The 17,951-nt window shown below is 56.5% G+C and carries 15 protein-coding genes and 2 tRNA genes; 16 read left to right on the top strand and 1 reads right to left on the bottom strand.

Annotated features, from left to right (window positions below; translation table 11 throughout):
• Positions 1-15 precede the first annotated feature (15 nt).
• Positions 16-91: transfer RNA gene (locus QZQ97_RS15950), tRNA-Gly, on the top strand.
• Between the two features lie 55 nt (positions 92-146).
• Positions 147-222: transfer RNA gene (locus tag QZQ97_RS15945), tRNA-Gly, on the top strand.
• A 309-nt stretch (positions 223-531) separates the two neighbouring features.
• On the opposite strand, the gene queG is transcribed toward QZQ97_RS15945, so the two are convergent.
• The gene (gene queG, locus QZQ97_RS15940) at positions 532-1,671 is read right to left on the bottom strand and encodes a tRNA epoxyqueuosine(34) reductase QueG (protein WP_311994244.1); all 1,140 of its coding nucleotides are present in this window, start codon (positions 1,669-1,671) and stop codon (positions 532-534) included.
• Between queG and nnr the strand changes: the two genes are divergently transcribed.
• From nnr to rlmB, 14 genes are all read left to right on the top strand, one after another.
• Positions 1,670-3,181 (top strand): bifunctional ADP-dependent NAD(P)H-hydrate dehydratase/NAD(P)H-hydrate epimerase, encoded by a 1,512-nt coding sequence (gene nnr / locus QZQ97_RS15935; protein ID WP_311994243.1) that lies wholly within the window; start codon positions 1,670-1,672, stop codon positions 3,179-3,181. The two genes, queG and nnr, sit on opposite strands and share 2 nt — an antisense overlap.
• A gap of 14 nt (positions 3,182-3,195) precedes the next feature.
• Positions 3,196-3,666, top strand: coding sequence for a tRNA (adenosine(37)-N6)-threonylcarbamoyltransferase complex ATPase subunit type 1 TsaE (gene tsaE, locus QZQ97_RS15930; RefSeq protein ID WP_311994242.1), 471 nt, complete (start codon positions 3,196-3,198; stop codon positions 3,664-3,666).
• 7 nt (positions 3,667-3,673) lie between these two features.
• Positions 3,674-5,257 carry an N-acetylmuramoyl-L-alanine amidase AmiB gene (gene amiB / locus QZQ97_RS15925; RefSeq protein ID WP_311994241.1) on the top strand — a complete coding sequence of 528 codons (1,584 nt, stop codon included), beginning with the start codon at positions 3,674-3,676 and terminating at the stop codon, positions 5,255-5,257.
• Positions 5,258-5,279: 22 nt separating this feature from the next.
• A complete protein-coding gene (gene mutL / locus QZQ97_RS15920; protein WP_311994240.1) occupies positions 5,280-7,154 on the top strand; it encodes a DNA mismatch repair endonuclease MutL in 1,875 nt (624 codons plus the stop codon).
• A complete protein-coding gene (miaA, locus tag QZQ97_RS15915) occupies positions 7,147-8,088 on the top strand; it encodes a tRNA (adenosine(37)-N6)-dimethylallyltransferase MiaA (RefSeq protein ID WP_311994239.1) in 942 nt (313 codons plus the stop codon). The genes mutL and miaA overlap by 8 nt, the downstream gene beginning before the upstream one ends.
• 114 nt (positions 8,089-8,202) lie before the next feature.
• The gene (hfq, locus tag QZQ97_RS15910) at positions 8,203-8,511 is read left to right on the top strand and encodes an RNA chaperone Hfq (RefSeq protein ID WP_004952704.1); all 309 of its coding nucleotides are present in this window, start codon (positions 8,203-8,205) and stop codon (positions 8,509-8,511) included.
• A gap of 98 nt (positions 8,512-8,609) precedes the next feature.
• Entirely contained in the window at positions 8,610-9,890 is a 1,281-nt protein-coding gene (gene hflX, locus QZQ97_RS15905; RefSeq protein WP_006317445.1) for a ribosome rescue GTPase HflX, read from the top strand.
• 68 nt (positions 9,891-9,958) lie between these two features.
• Positions 9,959-11,218 carry an FtsH protease activity modulator HflK gene (gene hflK / locus QZQ97_RS15900; protein WP_311994238.1) on the top strand — a complete coding sequence of 420 codons (1,260 nt, stop codon included), beginning with the start codon at positions 9,959-9,961 and terminating at the stop codon, positions 11,216-11,218.
• Between the two features lie 3 nt (positions 11,219-11,221).
• On the top strand, positions 11,222-12,229 hold the full coding sequence (hflC, locus tag QZQ97_RS15895) for a protease modulator HflC (RefSeq protein ID WP_006317447.1): 1,008 nt from the start codon (positions 11,222-11,224) through the stop codon (positions 12,227-12,229).
• A gap of 62 nt (positions 12,230-12,291) precedes the next feature.
• Positions 12,292-12,492 (top strand): DUF2065 domain-containing protein, encoded by a 201-nt coding sequence (locus QZQ97_RS15890; RefSeq protein WP_311994237.1) that lies wholly within the window; start codon positions 12,292-12,294, stop codon positions 12,490-12,492.
• 97 nt (positions 12,493-12,589) lie between these two features.
• Positions 12,590-13,888, top strand: coding sequence for an adenylosuccinate synthase (locus QZQ97_RS15885; RefSeq protein ID WP_311994236.1), 1,299 nt, complete (start codon positions 12,590-12,592; stop codon positions 13,886-13,888).
• A gap of 231 nt (positions 13,889-14,119) precedes the next feature.
• Positions 14,120-14,545 carry a nitric oxide-sensing transcriptional repressor NsrR gene (nsrR, locus tag QZQ97_RS15880; protein WP_004952720.1) on the top strand — a complete coding sequence of 142 codons (426 nt, stop codon included), beginning with the start codon at positions 14,120-14,122 and terminating at the stop codon, positions 14,543-14,545.
• A 59-nt stretch (positions 14,546-14,604) separates the two neighbouring features.
• On the top strand, positions 14,605-17,100 hold the full coding sequence (gene rnr, locus QZQ97_RS15875; protein ID WP_311994235.1) for a ribonuclease R: 2,496 nt from the start codon (positions 14,605-14,607) through the stop codon (positions 17,098-17,100).
• Positions 17,101-17,159: 59 nt separating this feature from the next.
• A complete protein-coding gene (gene rlmB, locus QZQ97_RS15870) occupies positions 17,160-17,891 on the top strand; it encodes a 23S rRNA (guanosine(2251)-2'-O)-methyltransferase RlmB (RefSeq protein ID WP_311994234.1) in 732 nt (243 codons plus the stop codon).
• Positions 17,892-17,951: the final 60 nt, after the last annotated feature.

Below are 17,951 nucleotides of genomic sequence, written 5' to 3'. Positions count from 1 at the left end.
AAGTACCCATGCGACGCGGGAATAGCTCAGTTGGTAGAGCACGACCTTGCCAAGGTCGGGGTCGCGAGTTCGAGTCTCGTTTCCCGCTCCAAAAAATTCAAAGGCCATGTTGTTGTTTGATGGCCGGATGCTCAAAGCATCTCAATGCGGGAATAGCTCAGTTGGTAGAGCACGACCTTGCCAAGGTCGGGGTCGCGAGTTCGAGTCTCGTTTCCCGCTCCAATTTTATCTTCGATTTATCTCAACCTAACGCCTTTAGCGGCGCGGTTTTTTGCCTCCCCATACACACCCTGTCGAAATGTTGTGAACAGAGTTATCCACAGGTAACGCTCATAATACCCTCAGTTCAAAAAATCAACGCCACAGAAATGAAATATATATCTCATTGATTTATAGCTATATTTTTTTATCGGAAAACGTTATACCGATCACTTGCTCTTTTTGTTGCACTTGAAAGACAAAGCATTTTTATTTTTATGCACAAATCCACAGAGCGACTATCGGGGAGTGAACGACCGATCTGAAATGGTTTTAAGCATCCCTCGGTAATCCTTTTTCCACAGCCCGTATCAATCGTTTTTTCTGCGTTGTTTGCACTTCTATGCCCTGCGCGTCACGTCGCGCCAATTGTTGATCAAGCGCCCAGTCAATATGTTCGTCCAGCATGGGGTCTTGATGCCGCCGGGAGCGCAGCGCTATCACTACGGCATCCTGATAAGGAGCATTGCCCAGCGCCACGGCAATATTGCGCAGCCAACGCAAATGGCCGATACGCCGGATAGCGGAGCCTTCGGTGATGCGCAGGAATTTCTCTTCCGTCCAACCGAACAGTTCAATCAACTGCGGCGCATGCAGCGCAGCGCGCGGGCTGAAATCATCTTCGTCGGTGAGCTGGGAAAAGCGATTCCACGGGCAAATCAGCTGGCAGTCATCACAGCCGTAAATGCGGTTACCCAGCAGCGGGCGAAATTCTTCCGGGATGACTCCCTCAAGCTCGATGGTCAGATAGGAGATACAGCGGCGAGCGTCCACGGTGTAAGGAGCGACAATCGCGCCGGTTGGGCAGGTGGTGATGCAGGCGACGCAGCGGCCACACTGTTCCGGCTGCGGCTCATCCACCGGTAGCGGCAGATCGATCAGCAGTTCTCCGAGAAAGAACCAGGAACCGGCTTCGCGATTGAGAATAAGTGAGTGTTTACCAACCCAGCCAATGCCGGCCTTGGAGGCTAATGCGCGCTCCATCACCGGTGCCGAATCGACAAAGGGACGAAAGTTCAGCTCGCCGCAGTAGGCCTGGATCTGATCGCCGAGCTTTTTCAGCCGCTGGCGCAGCAATTTATGGTAGTCCCGCCCCAGCGCATAGCGGCTGACGTAACCCAATTGCGGATTATTCAGGGTGCTGGCAAAGGCCGCTTTCGCCGGCAGGTAGTTCATGCGCACGCTGATCACCCGCAGCGTACCGGGCAGCAGCTCATGCGGCCGTGCACGCAGCATGCCGTGGCGCGCCATCCACTCCATTTCGCCGTGGTATTGCTTGTCCAGCCAAGCCTGCAACTTGGGTTCTTCGGCGTTCAGGTCGGTATCGCAAATGCCTACCTGCTGGAATCCTAGCGATTGCCCCCATTGCTTGATATGTTGGGCGAGTTGATTGAGATCGAGGGGGTGTGTCATGACGGGCCACAGTGAAAAACAATACACCGACAGTTTATCACACTCTGTCTGGTCTGCGGACTGGATCCGACAGGCAGAACCTGCCGCCGCCGCTTCGCTCGGTATTTCACTCTACGATTTGATGCAGCGTGCCGGTGAGGCGGCTTATACCCTGGCGCGCGACGAATATCCGGCCGGCAGCCACTGGTTGGTGCTGTGCGGCCACGGTAACAACGGCGGCGACGGTTACGTGGTCGCCAAACTTGCTGCAGCAGCCGGCGTAAAGATTACCTTGATTGCCTGCGAGGGCTCGCGGCCCTTGCCCGTTGAGGCCGCCGCCGCCCGGCAGGCCTGGCTGAACGCCGGGGGTGAAATTCATCCGGCTGACAGCCGCTGGCCGGCAAGTATCGATCTGATTATCGATGGCCTGCTCGGCACCGGGCTGAATACCGCACCGCGGTCACCCTACAATGCCTTGATTGAGGCTGCCAATCGCAGCTCAGCGCCGGTTATCGCGCTTGATATCCCCTCCGGGCTGTTGGCGGAAAGCGGTGCTGCGCCCGGCGCGGTCATCCGCGCGATGCATACCCTCACCTTTATTGCCCTCAAACCGGGTCTGTTAACCGGCCAGGCTCGTGATTGGGTCGGGCAACTTCATCAGAGTAGGCTAGGATTATCGGGCTGGCTGGCAAAGCAACCGGCGCAGATTCATCGGGTTACCGCAGATTCACTGCCCCAGTGGCTGAAGCCGCGTCGGCCTTGTTCGCACAAGGGTGAGCAAGGGCGTTTGCTGCTGGTGGGCGGCGATCACGGTTTTGGCGGGGCCATACGCATGGCGGCAGAGGCCGCACTGCGCAGCGGTGCAGGGTTGGTGCGAGTACTTACTCACATTGAGCATGTCGGTCCACTGCTTACCGCCCGTCCTGAGCTGATGGTGCAACGTCTGAGCGACGATACGCTGCAACAGGCGCTCAATTGGGCGGATGTTCTGGTGGTGGGACCGGGGCTGGGCCAGGGCGAATGGGGTCGGAATGCACTGAAAGTGTTGCAAGCCAGTGATAAACCGGCGTTATGGGATGCCGATGCGCTGAACTTGCTGGCATTAAATCCCGAGAAGCGTCAGAATCGCGTGATAACCCCGCATCCTGGGGAGGCTGCGCGCCTGTTGGGGTGCAGTACCGCCGATATTGAGAGTGATCGCTTACTTGCAGTGCGCAAGCTGGCGGTGCTTTACGGTGGCGTGGCGGTGTTGAAAGGTGCCGGTACGCTGATTGCCGATGACCGGGGCGAGATGGCGATAGCGGATGTCGGCAATGCGGGCATGGCCTCCGGTGGTATGGGGGATGTGCTGTCGGGCATTATTGGCGGTTTGCTGGGGCAAAAGCTCTCGCTGTATGATGCAGCCTGCGCGGGGTGTGTAGTGCACGGCGCAGCTGCCGACCGCGTGGCGGCAAGACAAGGAACAAGAGGGATGTTGGCGAGCGATTTATTGCCTGAAATCCCTTATTACGTTAATCCTGAGTTGGCATAAATAGAAACTATCGAATGAAAGAACTCGTTTTACCCCTGCCGGATGAGGCAGCGACTGTCGCATTGGGTGCCGCCTTGGCCAAGGCATGCGATCGCGCCAGCGTAATTTACCTTTACGGTGACCTGGGCGCCGGTAAAACCACCTTCAGCCGTGGTTTTCTGCAGGCTTTGGGGCATCAGGGCAACGTTAAAAGCCCAACCTATACGCTGGTCGAGCCGTATGCTCTGCAGCCACTGGCGGTATACCATTTTGATCTGTATCGGCTAGCCGATCCGGAAGAACTCGAGTTTATGGGGATTCGCGATTATTTTGCGCAGGATGCCATTTGCCTGGTTGAATGGCCACAGCAGGGGACCGGCGTGTTGCCGGATCCGGATCTGGAGCTGCATCTCAGCTATCAGGAGCAGGGGCGTGAGGCAAAAATTCAGGCGGTTTCCGCCTACGGTAGCCAGCTTTTAGACCGTATCCACGGGCCACAGGAATGACGCCGCAATGACGTATGCGTTGAAAAAATTACTCATAATCACCCTGATCGCCGTATTGGGGGCGTTTGGTGCGGCCAGTGTGCTGGCCGCATCGTCGCTGTCTGACATCAAAGTATCCAATGCTCAGCGAGAAGCCACGGTATCGGTGAGTTTCAATGGTCCACCGGATTATGCCTTCTTCCCGCTGCATGGCCCCGACCGCGTGGTTCTGGATGTTAACCAGAAAGGCAAGGTTGGCGGCCTCCCGCTGAATTTCAGCGGGCAGAACCTGGTAAAAAGCATCCGTTCCAGTACGCCGAAAGATGCTCAGAGCGTGCGGTTGGTCTTTGATCTGACCCAGCGTTCGAAGACCCGCGTCGCTACGCGCCAGAATGGCAGCACTTATACCGTCGTATTTACCATTGCCGCTGAGGGCAGCGCCAACACCAATGTGGTGCGCAGAACCCCGGTGGCTACACCTGCACCGGCCCCTGTAGTGGTCCGCGAACCGGTACGCAAAACGCCGGTAATGAGCGAGCCTGAGCCTGAACCGGTGCGCAGAGCGCCGAGTGGTTCCAATCCTTTCACCAATAAACCAAGCGTAGTATCGGGCACTGCATCGGAAATTACGCCGCGCAGCAGCCGCGTTTCCGTAGGGTCCGGCGATCGGGTCGTAGTGGCGATTGATGCCGGCCATGGTGGGCAGGATCCGGGCGCTATCGGCCCGAACGGCCTGAAAGAAAAAAATGTCACCATCGGCATAGCACGCCGTTTGCAGGCCATGTTGGATGCCGATCCGCAGTTCAAACCGGTGTTGACGCGTACAGGCGATTACTTCATCTCGGTGATGGGGCGTTCTGACGTGGCGCGTAAACAGGGTGCCAATGTACTGGTCTCCATTCATGCTGACGCCGCGCCAAACCGCAGCGCCAACGGGGCCTCGGTTTGGGTGCTGTCCAACCGCCGCGCCAACAGTGAAATGGCAGGCTGGCTGGAACAGCATGAGAAACAGTCTGAGCTGCTTGGCGGTGCGGGTGATTTGCTGGCTAACAGCCAGGCCGATCCTTACCTGAGCCAGGCGGTGCTGGATCTGCAGTTCGGCCACTCGCAGCGAGTGGGTTACGATGTTGCGGTAAAAGTATTGCAGCAGTTGCAGAGCGTGGGTTCATTGCATAAACGCCGTCCTGAACACGCCAGCCTTGGCGTGCTGCGTTCACCGGACATCCCATCGCTGCTGGTGGAAACAGGGTTTATCAGTAATAGCACGGAGGAGCGGCTGCTGGGCAGTAGCGCGTATCAGGATAAAATTGCCAGGGCGATCCACAATGGCCTGCGCAGTTATTTCCTGGCGCATCCGCTACAAGCCGACCCAAAGGTGGAAAACCGCCCGCTGGACGTCGCAGCGGCGGTTAAAACCCCAGCCCCGGCTCGCTCGGTCGCCAAAGCGAAACCCAGCGTGAAGAAAGCGTCAAAACATAAAGTGACGCGCGGTGATACGTTGTCATCCATTGCTTCCCGTTATGGTGTCAGCGTCGGTGACCTGAAGCGCGTGAATAAACTGAAGTCGGACGTCGCGCCGCTGGATCGGACGCTGACCATCCCGCAGGCCTAGCGCCAACATGACAGGAGCCAGCATGCCCATCCAGGTATTACCGCCACAGCTCGCCAACCAGATTGCCGCCGGCGAAGTCGTCGAGCGGCCCGCGTCGGTGGTGAAAGAACTGGTGGAGAACAGCCTGGATGCCGGGGCGACGCGCATCGATATCGATATTGAACGCGGCGGCGCCAAGCTGATCCGCATTCGCGATAACGGTTGCGGCATTGGCAAGGAAGATCTTGCTCTGGCGCTGGCTCGTCATGCCACCAGTAAAATCAGTACGCTCGACGATTTGGAAGCGATTGTCAGCCTCGGTTTCCGCGGCGAAGCGCTGGCCAGCATCAGTTCGGTTTCCCGTTTGACGCTCACCTCACGCACCGCAGAACAAAGCGAAGCCTGGCAGGCCTATGCCGAAGGCCGCGATCAGGCGGTGACGGTCAAGCCGGCGGCGCACCCGATAGGCAGCACGCTGGAAGTGCTGGATTTGTTCTACAACACCCCGGCGCGCCGCAAGTTTATGCGCACCGAGAAAACCGAATTTGGTCACATTGATGAAGTCGTGCGGCGCATTGCGCTGGCGCGTTTCGATGTGGCGATAAACCTTAGCCATAATGGCAAATTGATCCGCCAATACCGCGCCGCGAAAGACGAGAGCCAGCATGAACGCCGTCTGGGCAGTATTTGTGGGCCGGCATTTTTGCAGCATGCGCTGAATATCTCCTGGCAGCACGGGGACCTGACCATTCGCGGTTGGGTGGCCGATCCCGCCGGGGCCCGCCAACTGGGTGAAATGCAGTATTGCTACGTCAACAGCCGCATGATGCGCGATCGCCTGATCAACCACGCCATCCGCCAGGCTTATCAGGATCAATTGAAAGACGATCAGCAGCCTGCTTATGTGCTGTATCTCGAGGTAGATCCTCATCAGGTGGACGTGAACGTTCATCCGGCCAAGCATGAGGTGCGTTTTCATCAGGCACGGCTAGTGCACGATTTTATCTATCAGGCGGTAACCACCGTACTGCAGCAGGTTGGCAATGTCCCGCTGCCGCTGGCGGATGAACAGGCCCAGGAACAAGCTCCGGTCTGGCAGCAGGAAAACCGCGTCGCCGCCGGCGGCAACCATTTCTCGCAGCCTGCACCACGTCGCGAGCCTCCCCCGGTTGAATCTGCCACTGCACGTGAACGTGCGCCACAGCCGGCCTATCACGCGGGCAGCGGTTATCAAAAGCGTGAAGGGGAGCTGTATGGCAAGCTGCTGCAGGCCGCTCCCGCCGCCGAGCCGCGCCAGGAAGCGCCGAAACAGCCGCTGTTCCCACCGGTGAAAATCGAGCAGGAAACGCCACTGGCGGGCAGCCAGCACAGCTTTGGTCGGGTACTGATGATTCATCCGCCGTGCTATGCGCTGATTGAAAGCCGCCAACAGCTTATGTTGCTGAACCTACCGGTGGCCGAACGCTGGCTGCGTCAGGCTCAGCTCAGCCCGTCAGAAGACGGCCTGCGGCCACAGCCGCTGCTGATTCCCATTAAACTGACATTGAATAAAAACGAGGCGGCCGCCTGCGTGCGCCATCAGCCGCTGCTGGTCACTATGGGGCTGGATCTGCAGTCAGATCATGGGCGTGTGACGCTGCGCGCAGTACCTTTACCATTACGCCAACAAAATTTACAAAAACTGATACCTGAACTGTTAGGCTATCTGGCCGAGCATCAGGAGATGTCGCCCGCGGTGTTAGCCACCTGGATCGCCCGCCATTTAGGCAGCGAGCACGAACAGTGGAACACCTCGCAAGCGATACAATTGCTGACCGACGTTGAACGACTTTGCCCGCAATTGGTCAAATCACCTCCGAGCGGACTTTTACAACCTGTTGATTTACAGGCTGCACTGACAGCCCTTAAGCATGATTGAAACTGAAATGACACCACGTCCCCCGGCTATTTTTATCATGGGGCCGACCGCCTCCGGCAAAACCGCTCTGGCGATCGCGCTGCGTGAGCGCCTGCCTGTGGAACTGATCAGCGTGGATTCCGCACTGATTTATCGCGGTATGGATATCGGCACCGCCAAGCCGAGCGGCGAAGAGTTGGCGCAGGCTCCGCACCGGCTGATTGATATCCGCGATCCCGTTGAAGTCTACTCCGCAGCGGATTTTCGTGCCGATGCGTTGAAAGAGATGGCCGCCATTACCGCCGCAGGCCGCATCCCGCTGCTGGTGGGGGGCACCATGCTCTACTTCAAGGCGCTGCTGGAAGGATTATCGCCGCTGCCGTCCGCCGATCCGGCGGTGCGAGAACGCATCGAACAGCAGGCGGCAGAGCAGGGTTGGGACGTTTTGCACCGTCAGTTACAAGAGATTGACCCGGTTGCGGCAATGAGAATTCATCCGAATGATCCGCAGAGACTGTCCAGAGCACTGGAAGTTTTTTTTATTTCGGGTAAAACTTTAACGGAACTGACTAAAATTTCGGGTGAATCGTTGCCGTATCATGTTCACCAATTTGCGATAGCGCCGACCAGCCGTGAGTTGATCCATCAACGCATCGAGCTGCGGTACCATCAAATGTTGGCGGCAGGTTTTGAGACGGAAGCGCGTGCACTTTTTGCACGGGGTGATTTGCATACGGATTTGCCTTCCATTCGCTGTGTCGGTTATCGCCAGATGTGGTCATATTTGTCTGGCGAAATTAGTTACGATGAGATGGTTTATCGTGGTATTTGCGCAACGCGTCAGTTGGCCAAGCGCCAAATGACCTGGTTACGGGGCTGGAACTCGGTACATTGGCTGGACAGCGAGAAGCCGGGAGAGGCTTTGGACTCGGTAATACAGGTTGTTAGTGCATAGGTTGAGTGATTGTGTACAATTGATGAGTATTCAGCGCGCAAATTTTTTAGGTCGTTTATTTTAGAGCCGACAGGTTCTTAGTTACAAACAACAAGCAAATAAGGAAAAGATAGAATGGCTAAGGGGCAATCTTTGCAAGATCCGTTCCTGAACGCATTGCGTCGTGAACGTGTTCCGGTTTCTATTTATTTGGTGAATGGTATTAAGCTGCAAGGCCAGATTGAGTCTTTTGACCAGTTTGTCATCCTGTTGAAAAACACGGTGAGCCAGATGGTTTATAAGCACGCTATCTCTACCGTTGTTCCGTCACGCCCGGTTTCGCACCATAGCAACAATCCGAGCGCCGGCACCAGTAACTATCACCATGGTAACAACCCGTCTGCGCCGCAACAGCCGCAGCAGGAAAGCGATGACGCTGAATAAAGCGCGTTGCGAGTCAACCATGACGGGGAGCATAAGCAGCCGTGGGCTGTTTATGTCCCCCAAACTCGCGGTATATGTCCGTTTGAGAGGTTGCACGCTTGTTTGACCGTTATGAAGCCGGTGAGCAGGCCGTCCTGGTTCATATCTATTTCTCGCAAGACAAAGATACGGAAGATCTCAGTGAGTTCGAATCCCTGGTGTCCTCAGCGGGTGTTGAAGCTTTGCAAGTGGTTACTGGTAGCCGCAAAGCCCCACATCCCAAGTACTTTGTAGGTGAAGGAAAGGCCGAAGAAATTGCAGATGCGGTAAAAGCCAGTGGCGCATCTGTTGTCCTGTTTGATCATTCCCTTTCCCCGGCGCAGGAGAGAAATCTTGAACGCCTGTGTGAATGCCGTGTGATCGATCGCACCGGGTTGATTCTAGACATCTTTGCCCAGCGTGCCCGTACCCATGAAGGTAAGCTGCAGGTAGAGCTGGCGCAATTGCGTCATATCGCCACGCGTCTGGTTCGTGGCTGGACGCACCTTGAACGCCAAAAAGGGGGGATTGGCCTGCGCGGGCCTGGGGAAACCCAGTTAGAAACCGACCGTCGTCTGTTACGTGATCGTATTAGCTTGATTTTACGCCGCCTGGAGCGGGTAGCCAAGCAACGTGAACAGGGTCGACGTGCGCGTACCCGTGCTGAAGTGCCGACCGTATCGCTGGTGGGCTACACCAACGCCGGCAAATCTACTCTGTTTAACCGAATAACGTCTGCCGATGTGTATGCGGCGGACCAGCTATTTGCCACCCTGGATCCCACTTTGCGCCGTATTGACGTGGCGGACGTGGGCGATACCGTGTTGGCGGATACCGTAGGCTTTATCCGGCACCTGCCGCACGATCTGGTAGCCGCCTTCAAGGCGACGCTGCAGGAAACGCGCCAGGCGTCTCTGCTGTTACATGTAATCGACGCCGCGGATACCCGCGTTGATGAAAACATTGAAGCGGTAAACACCGTGCTGGCAGAGATTGAATCGGATGAGATCCCTACACTGTTAGTGATGAACAAAATAGATATGCTGGATGATTTTGTCCCGCGTATCGACCGCAACGATGAAAACTTACCGATCCGGGTGTGGCTGTCCGCCGCCAGCGGTGAAGGTATCCCGTTGCTGTATCAGGCGTTGACGGAGCGCTTATCGGGGGAAATCGCGCAATATGAGCTGCGCTTACCGCCACAGGCAGGCCGTCTTCGTAGCCGTTTTTACCAGCTTCAGGCAATTGAGAAAGAGTGGAACGAAGAAGACGGCAGCATCGGCATGGTGATTCGTATGCCAATTGTCGAATGGCGTCGCCTCTGTAAACAGGAACAGGACCTGATTAACTTTATAGTATGATCATATCCTGTTACATTTGAGCTTCGCGTAAGCCTGAAGTACCCAATCACAGAATATGGAGCTAAAACATGGCGTGGAATCAGCCCGGTAATAACGGACAGGACCGCGACCCGTGGGGGAGCAGCAATAATAATGGCGGCAACTCTGGCGGTAACAACAAAGGCGGTCGCGAGCAAGGACCTCCTGATTTGGACGATATCTTCCGCAAGCTGAGCAAGAAACTGAGCGGCTTGGGCGGGGGTAAAGGTTCCAACAGCAATAACGGCGGCGGCACCGGCACCTCCGGTCCGGGCTTCAGTGGCCGTATTATCGGCATCGCTGCGGTTGCGGTGGTGGTGATTTGGGCTGCCAGCGGCTTCTACACCATCAAGGAAGCCGAACGTGGCGTAGTGACTCGTTTTGGCAAGTTCAGCCACCTGGTGCAACCGGGTCTGAACTGGAAACCGACCTTCATCGACGAAGTTCGTCCGGTCAACGTGGAGTCCGTACGTGAACTGGCGGCTTCCGGCGTGATGCTGACCTCCGATGAGAACGTGGTGCGCGTGGAAATGAACGTGCAGTACCGCGTGACCAATCCGGAAGCGTATCTGTTCAGCGTGACCAGTGCCGACGACAGCTTGAGCCAGGCCACCGACAGTGCCCTGCGTGGCGTTATCGGCAAGTACACCATGGACAAGATCCTGACTGAAGGCCGTACTATCGTGCGTAGCGATACCCAACGCGTACTGGAAGAGACCATTCGTCCGTACAACATGGGGATCACTCTGCTGGACGTCAACTTCCAGGCTGCCCGTCCGCCGGAAGAGGTGAAAGCCGCATTTGACGATGCGATTGCCGCGCGTGAGAACGAGCAGCAGTACATCCGCGAGGCAGAAGCTTACGCCAACGAAGTTCAGCCACGTGCTAACGGTCAGGCGCAGCGTCTGCTGGAAGATGCCAAAGCGTATAAAGACCGTACCGTCCTGGAAGCTCAGGGTGAGGTAGCGCGCTTTGCCAAACTGTTGCCGGAATACAAGTCCGCCCCGGAAATTACCCGTGAGCGTCTGTATATCGAAACCATGGAAAAAGTCCTGAGCCACACCCGCAAGGTGCTGGTGAATGACAAAGGCAACAACCTGATGGTGTTACCGCTTGAGCAAATGCTGCGTGGCCCTGCCGGCGCGGCGGGTGACGGCAGTAAAGACACCAGCCTGATTCGTCTCAACCCCGCTCCGTCTGCCAACAGTGGCGCCAGCTCGAACAGCCAGCGTAGCAACAGCGGCTCGGTCATGGACCAACGCCGGGCGAATGCGCAGCGTGACGACACCACTCGCGTAGGGAGAGAGTAATCAATGCGTAAGTCTTTTGTAGTTATCGTCCTCGCGGTGCTGGTGGCGCTGTACGCCTCCCTGTTCGTGGTGCAAGAAGGCCAGCGTGGCATCGTGCTGCGCTTCGGCAAGGTACTGCGTGACAGCGACAACAAACCGCTGGTGTATGCGCCGGGTCTGCACTTCAAGATCCCGTTTATCGAATCAGTGAAAACGCTGGACGCGCGTATCCAGACCATGGACAACCAGGCTGACCGTTTCGTGACCAGCGAGAAGAAAGACCTGATCGTCGATTCTTACCTGAAATGGCGCATCAGTGATTTCAGCCGTTACTATCTGGCCACCGGCGGCGGTGACGTCTCACAAGCCGAAGTATTGTTGAAACGTAAATTCAGTGACCGTCTGCGTTCCGAGATTGGTCGTCTGGATGTGAAAGACATCGTGACCGACTCGCGCGGCAAGCTGATGTCTGACGTACGTGACGCGCTGAACACCGGTACCGTTGGTGATGGCGAAGAAGTGGCAACCACCGAAGCTGATGATGCCATTGCTTCTGCTGCGGCCCGCGTTGAGAAGGAAACCACCGGCAAATTGCCGAAGGTTAACCCGAACAGCATGGCGGCACTGGGTATTGAAGTGATCGACGTGCGTATCAAGCAGATCAACCTGCCGGCGGAAGTCTCTGACGCAATCTACCAGCGTATGCGCGCCGAGCGTGAAGCGGTAGCCCGTCGTCACCGTTCGCAAGGCCAGGAAGAAGCTGAGAAGCTGCGCGCGACTGCGGACTACGAAGTGACTCGTACGTTGGCGGAAGCTGAACGTACGGCGCGTATCACCCGTGGTGATGGCGATGCGGAAGCCGCCAAACTGTTTGCTGCCGCATTCAGCCAGGATCCGGACTTCTATGCCTTTATCCGTAGCCTGCGTGCTTATGAAACCAGTTTCAGCAGCAACAACCAGGACGTAATGGTACTGAGCCCGGACAGCGATTTCTTCCGCTACATGAAGTCGCCTGATTCCACGCGTAAGTAACAGCGACAGGTAAATCTTTGGGGCCCGTTTAACCGCGGGCCCTTTCTTTTTTGGGGTGAGGCATGAATTCAACGATCTGGCTGGCGCTTGGGCTGGTTTTGGTGCTGGAAGGGCTGGGACCGATGCTGTTTCCACAGGCCTGGCGTAAAATGGTATTGGCGATGACTCAGTTGCCTGATGCTACGTTGCGGCGATTTGGCGGTGGAATAGTGGTTGCGGGCTGTGTGATCTACTACATGTTGCGTAGCCGCACGGGCCTTTAAAGTTTAGCCTAAAAAAGACGCAATCGTATGCTGAAAGTGCTGAAAATCGAAAATTACGGTGGTAGAATCCATTTTTAAGCAACCGGTGATTTTGAAAATGGGTAAGAACGTCGTCGTACTGGGCACCCAATGGGGTGACGAAGGTAAGGGCAAGGTCGTAGACCTGCTGACTGAACGGGCTCAATATGTTGTGCGCTACCAAGGTGGTCATAACGCTGGCCACACTCTGGTTATTAACGGTGAGAAAACCGTCCTTCATTTAATTCCTTCAGGCATTCTGCGTGATAACGTGACCAGCATCATCGGCAACGGTGTAGTTCTGGCGCCAGACGCATTGATGAAAGAAATGGGTGAACTTGAAGCGCGCGGCATCCCGGTACGCGAACGTCTGTTACTGTCCGAAGCCTGCCCGCTTATCCTGCCTTATCACGTTGCGCTGGATAACGCGCGTGAGAAAGCGCGCGGTGCAAAAGCTATCGGTACCACCGGCCGTGGTATCGGCCCGGCTTACGAAGATAAAGTTGCCCGTCGCGGTCTGCGCGTTGGCGATCTGTTCAACAAAGAAACCTTCGCCGTTAAGCTGAAAGAAATCATCGATTACCATAACTTCCAGCTGGTTAACTACTACAAAGTCGAAGCCGTTGATTATCAGGCCACTCTGGATTACGTACTGTCCATCGCCGATATCCTGACCGCGATGGTCGTTGACGTTTCCGAACTGCTGGACGGCGCGCGCAAGCGTGGCGATCTGATTATGTTCGAAGGCGCTCAGGGTACTCTGCTGGATATCGACCACGGTACTTATCCGTACGTAACCTCTTCCAATACCACTGCTGGCGGCGTTGCTACCGGTTCCGGTATTGGTCCGCGTTACGTGGATTACGTGCTGGGTATCGTTAAAGCTTACTCTACCCGCGTGGGCGCAGGCCCGTTCCCTACGGAGCTGTTCGATGAAACCGGTGAATACCTGTGCAAACAGGGTAACGAGTTCGGCGCTACCACTGGCCGTCGTCGTCGTACCGGTTGGCTGGACGCCGTAGCGGTTCGCCGCGCAGTGCAGATCAACTCCTTGTCCGGCTTCTGCCTGACCAAGCTGGACGTGCTGGATGGCTTGAAAGAAGTGAAAATCTGCGTGGGTTACCGCATGCCGGACGGCCGCGAAATGGACACCACGCCGCTGGCTGCAGAAGGTTGGGAAGGCATTGAGCCAATCTACGAAACCTTGCCGGGCTGGAGCGATACGACTTTCGGCGTGAAAGATCACAGCAAGTTGCCTCAGGCGGCGCTGGATTACATCAAGCGTATTGAAGAATTGACTGGCGTACCGGTAGATATTATCTCTACTGGCCCAGATCGTAGCGAGACCATGATCCTGCGCGACCCGTTCGACGCATAATCTGGCTTTCTGCAATAAACAAACCGGGCATGTCCCGGTTTGTTTTTATCATTATTCTCCCCGATTGCGGTTTCACGTCAAAAAATCCTTTCTTTAACCCGCTCCAGAGCTTGAGATACGCTAAATAATTAGCGGCGAACTCTCCGGCTGGTTTATTATCCAATAAGTAATCTTTTGAATAATGCCGAAAATCGGCTTGTCAGACGGGTAAAAAGAGACCCAGAGGTAGATGTGCAGTTAACAAGTTTTACTGATTATGGCCTGCGGGCGTTGATCTACATGGCCTCGCTGCCACCGGACAAAATGACCAGCATTTCGGAAGTTACCGAAGTCTACGGCGTGTCCCGTAACCATATGGTGAAGATCATCAATCAGTTAAGCCGGGTTGGGTTTGTGACCGCCGTACGCGGAAAGAACGGTGGCATCCGTTTGGGCAAACCTGCCGAAACCATTCGCCTCGGAGACGTGGTAAGGGCGCTGGAGCCGCTCTCGTTGGTTAACTGCAACAGTGATTTTTGCCACATAACCCCTGCCTGCCGCCTGAAGCAGGTGCTCCACCAGGGCGTACAGAATTTCCTTGAAGAGCTGGATAGCCACACGCTGGCCGATATGGTCGAAGACAATCCACCGCTCTACAAGCTATTGCTTGTCGAATAAAGCGTCGCTGAGAAGACAAGGCTCAGCGGCACCCTGCTGATGACAACGGAGGAACCGCAATGTCACAAGATCCATTCCTGGAACGAGAAGCAGAAAAATATGAATCCCCAATCCCGAGCCGTGAATTCATTCTGGCCCATCTGGCGAAAAGAGAAACGCCGGCCAGCCGCGAAGAGCTGGCCAAAGAGCTGGATTTAACCGGTGAAGAGGCGCTAGAAGCGTTACGCCGCCGCCTGCGCGCGATGGAGCGTGACGGCCAATTGATATTCACTCGTCGCCAGTGCTATGCGCTGCCGGAACGTCTGGACCTGCTGCGCGGCACCGTTATCGGTCACCGCGACGGTTTTGGTTTCCTGCGTATTGAAGGCAGCAAAGACGACCTGTATTTGTCGGCTGAGCAGATGAAAATGGCGATCCACGGTGATGTGGTGTTGGCGCAGGCGATGGCTGCGGACCGCAAGGGCCGTCGTGAAGCGCGTATCGTGCGCGTATTGGTGCCGAAAACCAGTCAAATCGTCGGCCGCTTCTTTATGGACGCGGGAACCGGCTTTGTGGTGCCGGACGACAGCCGTCTCAGCTTTGATATCCTGATCCCCGCCGAGGCCGTCAGCGGTGCGCGCATGGGCTTTATGGTGGTGGTTGAACTGACCCAACGCCCGACCCGCCGCACCAAAGCGGTAGGCAAGATCGTTGAAATCCTCGGCGATAAAATGGGCACCAGCATGGCGGTGGACATCGCGCTGCGTACCCATGAGATCCCGCATGTCTGGCCACCGCAGGTGGAAAAACAGGTTGCCGACCTCAGCGAACAAGTACCGGAGGCCGCCAAGAAAGGCCGTGTTGACCTGCGTCAATTGCCGCTGGTGACGATCGACGGCGAAGACGCGCGCGATTTCGATGACGCCGTCTACTGCGAGAAAAAACGCGGCGGCGGCTGGCGCCTGTGGGTAGCGATTGCCGACGTCAGCTACTACGTACGCCCTCGCACCGCATTGGATGACGAAGCGCGCAACCGTGGGACATCGGTGTACTTCCCGTCGCAGGTTATCCCGATGCTGCCGGAAGTGCTGTCCAACGGCCTGTGCTCGTTGAACCCGCAGGTTGATCGTCTGTGTATGGTGTGTGAGATGACCATCTCCGCCCAGGGGCGCCTGTCGACATCCAAGTTCTATGAAGCGGTGATGAGTTCACACGCTCGCTTAACCTACAATAAAGTCTGGCATATTCTGCAGGGCGATCAGGAGCTGCGTGAGCATTATCACCCGCTGGTCAAGCACTTGCAGGAACTGCACGCCATGTACAAGGTGTTGGATCAGGCACGAGCCGAACGTGGCGGCATCGCCTTCGAGACCGAAGAAGCCAAGTTTATCTTCAATGCCGAACGCCGTATTGAGCGCGTTGAGCCAACGGTGCGCAACGACGCACACAAGCTGATCGAAGAGTGCATGATCATGGCGAACGTCGCCGCAGCGCGCTTTGTCGAGAAACATAACGAACCGGCGCTGTTCCGCGTGCACGATCGTCCGAGCGACGATCATATTACCGCACTGCGCAGCGTGCTGGGTGAACTGGGCCTGACGCTGGGCGGCGGTAACAAACCGCAGCCGAAGGACTACGCCACCCTGATGGATGAAGTGGCCGAACGTCCTGACCGCGAAATGCTGCAAACCATGCTGCTGCGTTCGATGAAACAGGCGATCTACGATCCGGAAAACCGCGGGCACTTTGGCCTGGCGCTGGCTTCTTACGGCCACTTTACTTCACCGATCCGCCGTTATCCGGACCTGGCGTTGCACCGTGCGATCAAATATCTGCTGGCTAAAGAGCACGGCCAACCGAAAGAGCGCTGGACGCCGACCGGCGGCTGGCACAGCGAGTTCGAAGAAATGCTGCAGCTCGGCGAACACTGTTCAATGGCCGAACGCCGTGCCGATGAAGCGACGCGCAACGTAGCTGACTGGCTGAAATGCGACTTTATGCAGGACCACGTCGGTGAAGTGTTTAGCGGCATTATCGCCAGCGTGACCGGCTTCGGTTTCTTCGTGCGCTTGAACGATCTGTTTATCGACGGCCTGGTGCACGTATCAACGCTGGATAACGATTATTATCGCTACGATAATATCGGCCAGCGTCTGATCGGCGAATCCTCCGGCATGGTTTATCGCCTGGGCGATACGGTGGAGATCCGTGTTGAAGCGGTGCATATGGATGAGCGCAAGATTGATTTTGCTTTGGTCTCCAGCACCCGCAAACCGCGTGGTGAAGGTAAAACCGAACGTGACCGCGCCAAGAACGGCGGCCAACGTACCTTGCGTGACGGTGCCGGCGCAGGCCGTGCTCCGGTATCACAACGCAACAAGCGTCGTGGTGGCAAGCCGCCGGCCAACTTTGAGCCGGACAGCGCCTTCCGTAAAAAAGACGACGCCAAACCGGCCGACCAGGTGAAGAAAGACAAAAAGGCGAAAGCCAAGAAAGCGTCTGACAAAACCCGGAAAATAGCGGCGGCGACCAAAGCCAAACGCGCCGGCAAGAAGAAAGGTGCTGAGCAGGCTTAATCTGCCGCACGTCATTATCACCGGCTGGCATTTGCCAGCCGCACAGTTAAAAGAGCATCATGAGCGAAATTATTTACGGCATTCATGCCGTCAAGGCCCTGTTAGATAACGATCCGCAGCGCTTCCTGGAAGTGTTTATTCTGAAAGGGCGCGACGATCGCCGGCTGCAACCGCTGATCGCCGAGCTGGAAGCGACCGGCATTGTTATCCAGGTGGCGAACCGCCAGTGGCTGGATGAGAAAGTCGAGGGCGCGGTGCATCAGGGAATTATCGCCCGGGTGCGCGAAGGGCGTCAGTATCAGGAAAACGATTTACCGAGCCTGCTTGCAAGCGTGGATACGCCATTCCTGCTGGTACTGGACGGCGTGACCGACCCGCACAACCTCGGTGCCTGCCTGCGCAGCGCGGATGCGGCCGGTGTGCATGCGGTCATCGTTCCGCGCGATCGTTCCGCCCAGTTGAACGCGACCGCCAAGAAAGTGGCCTGTGGCGCGGCGGAAAATGTTCCGTTGATCCGCGTCACCAACCTGGCGCGAACCCTGCGTTTGCTGCAGGAAATGAACGTCTGGGTCGTCGGCACCGCCGGCGAAGCCGATCATACGCTGTACCAGAGCAAAATGACCGGCCCGATGGCGCTGGTTATGGGCGCTGAAGGCGAAGGCATGCGCCGCCTGACCCGCGAACACTGCGATGAGTTGATCAGCATTCCGATGGCAGGGACGGTTTCTTCGCTGAACGTCTCGGTCGCCACCGGCATCTGTTTGTTCGAAGCGGTGCGCCAGCGCAGCTGATTTACCCACAGGGGCGCTTGCGCCCCTGCCAATCTCCCATCTTGTGAACCCTCCTTCGGC

The sequence above is a fragment of the Serratia sp. root2 genome (assembly GCF_031931805.1).
In the GTDB taxonomy this organism is placed as follows: Bacteria; Pseudomonadota; Gammaproteobacteria; order Enterobacterales; family Enterobacteriaceae; genus Serratia; species Serratia inhibens.
This window is presented reverse-complemented; position numbering and strand designations above follow the sequence as displayed.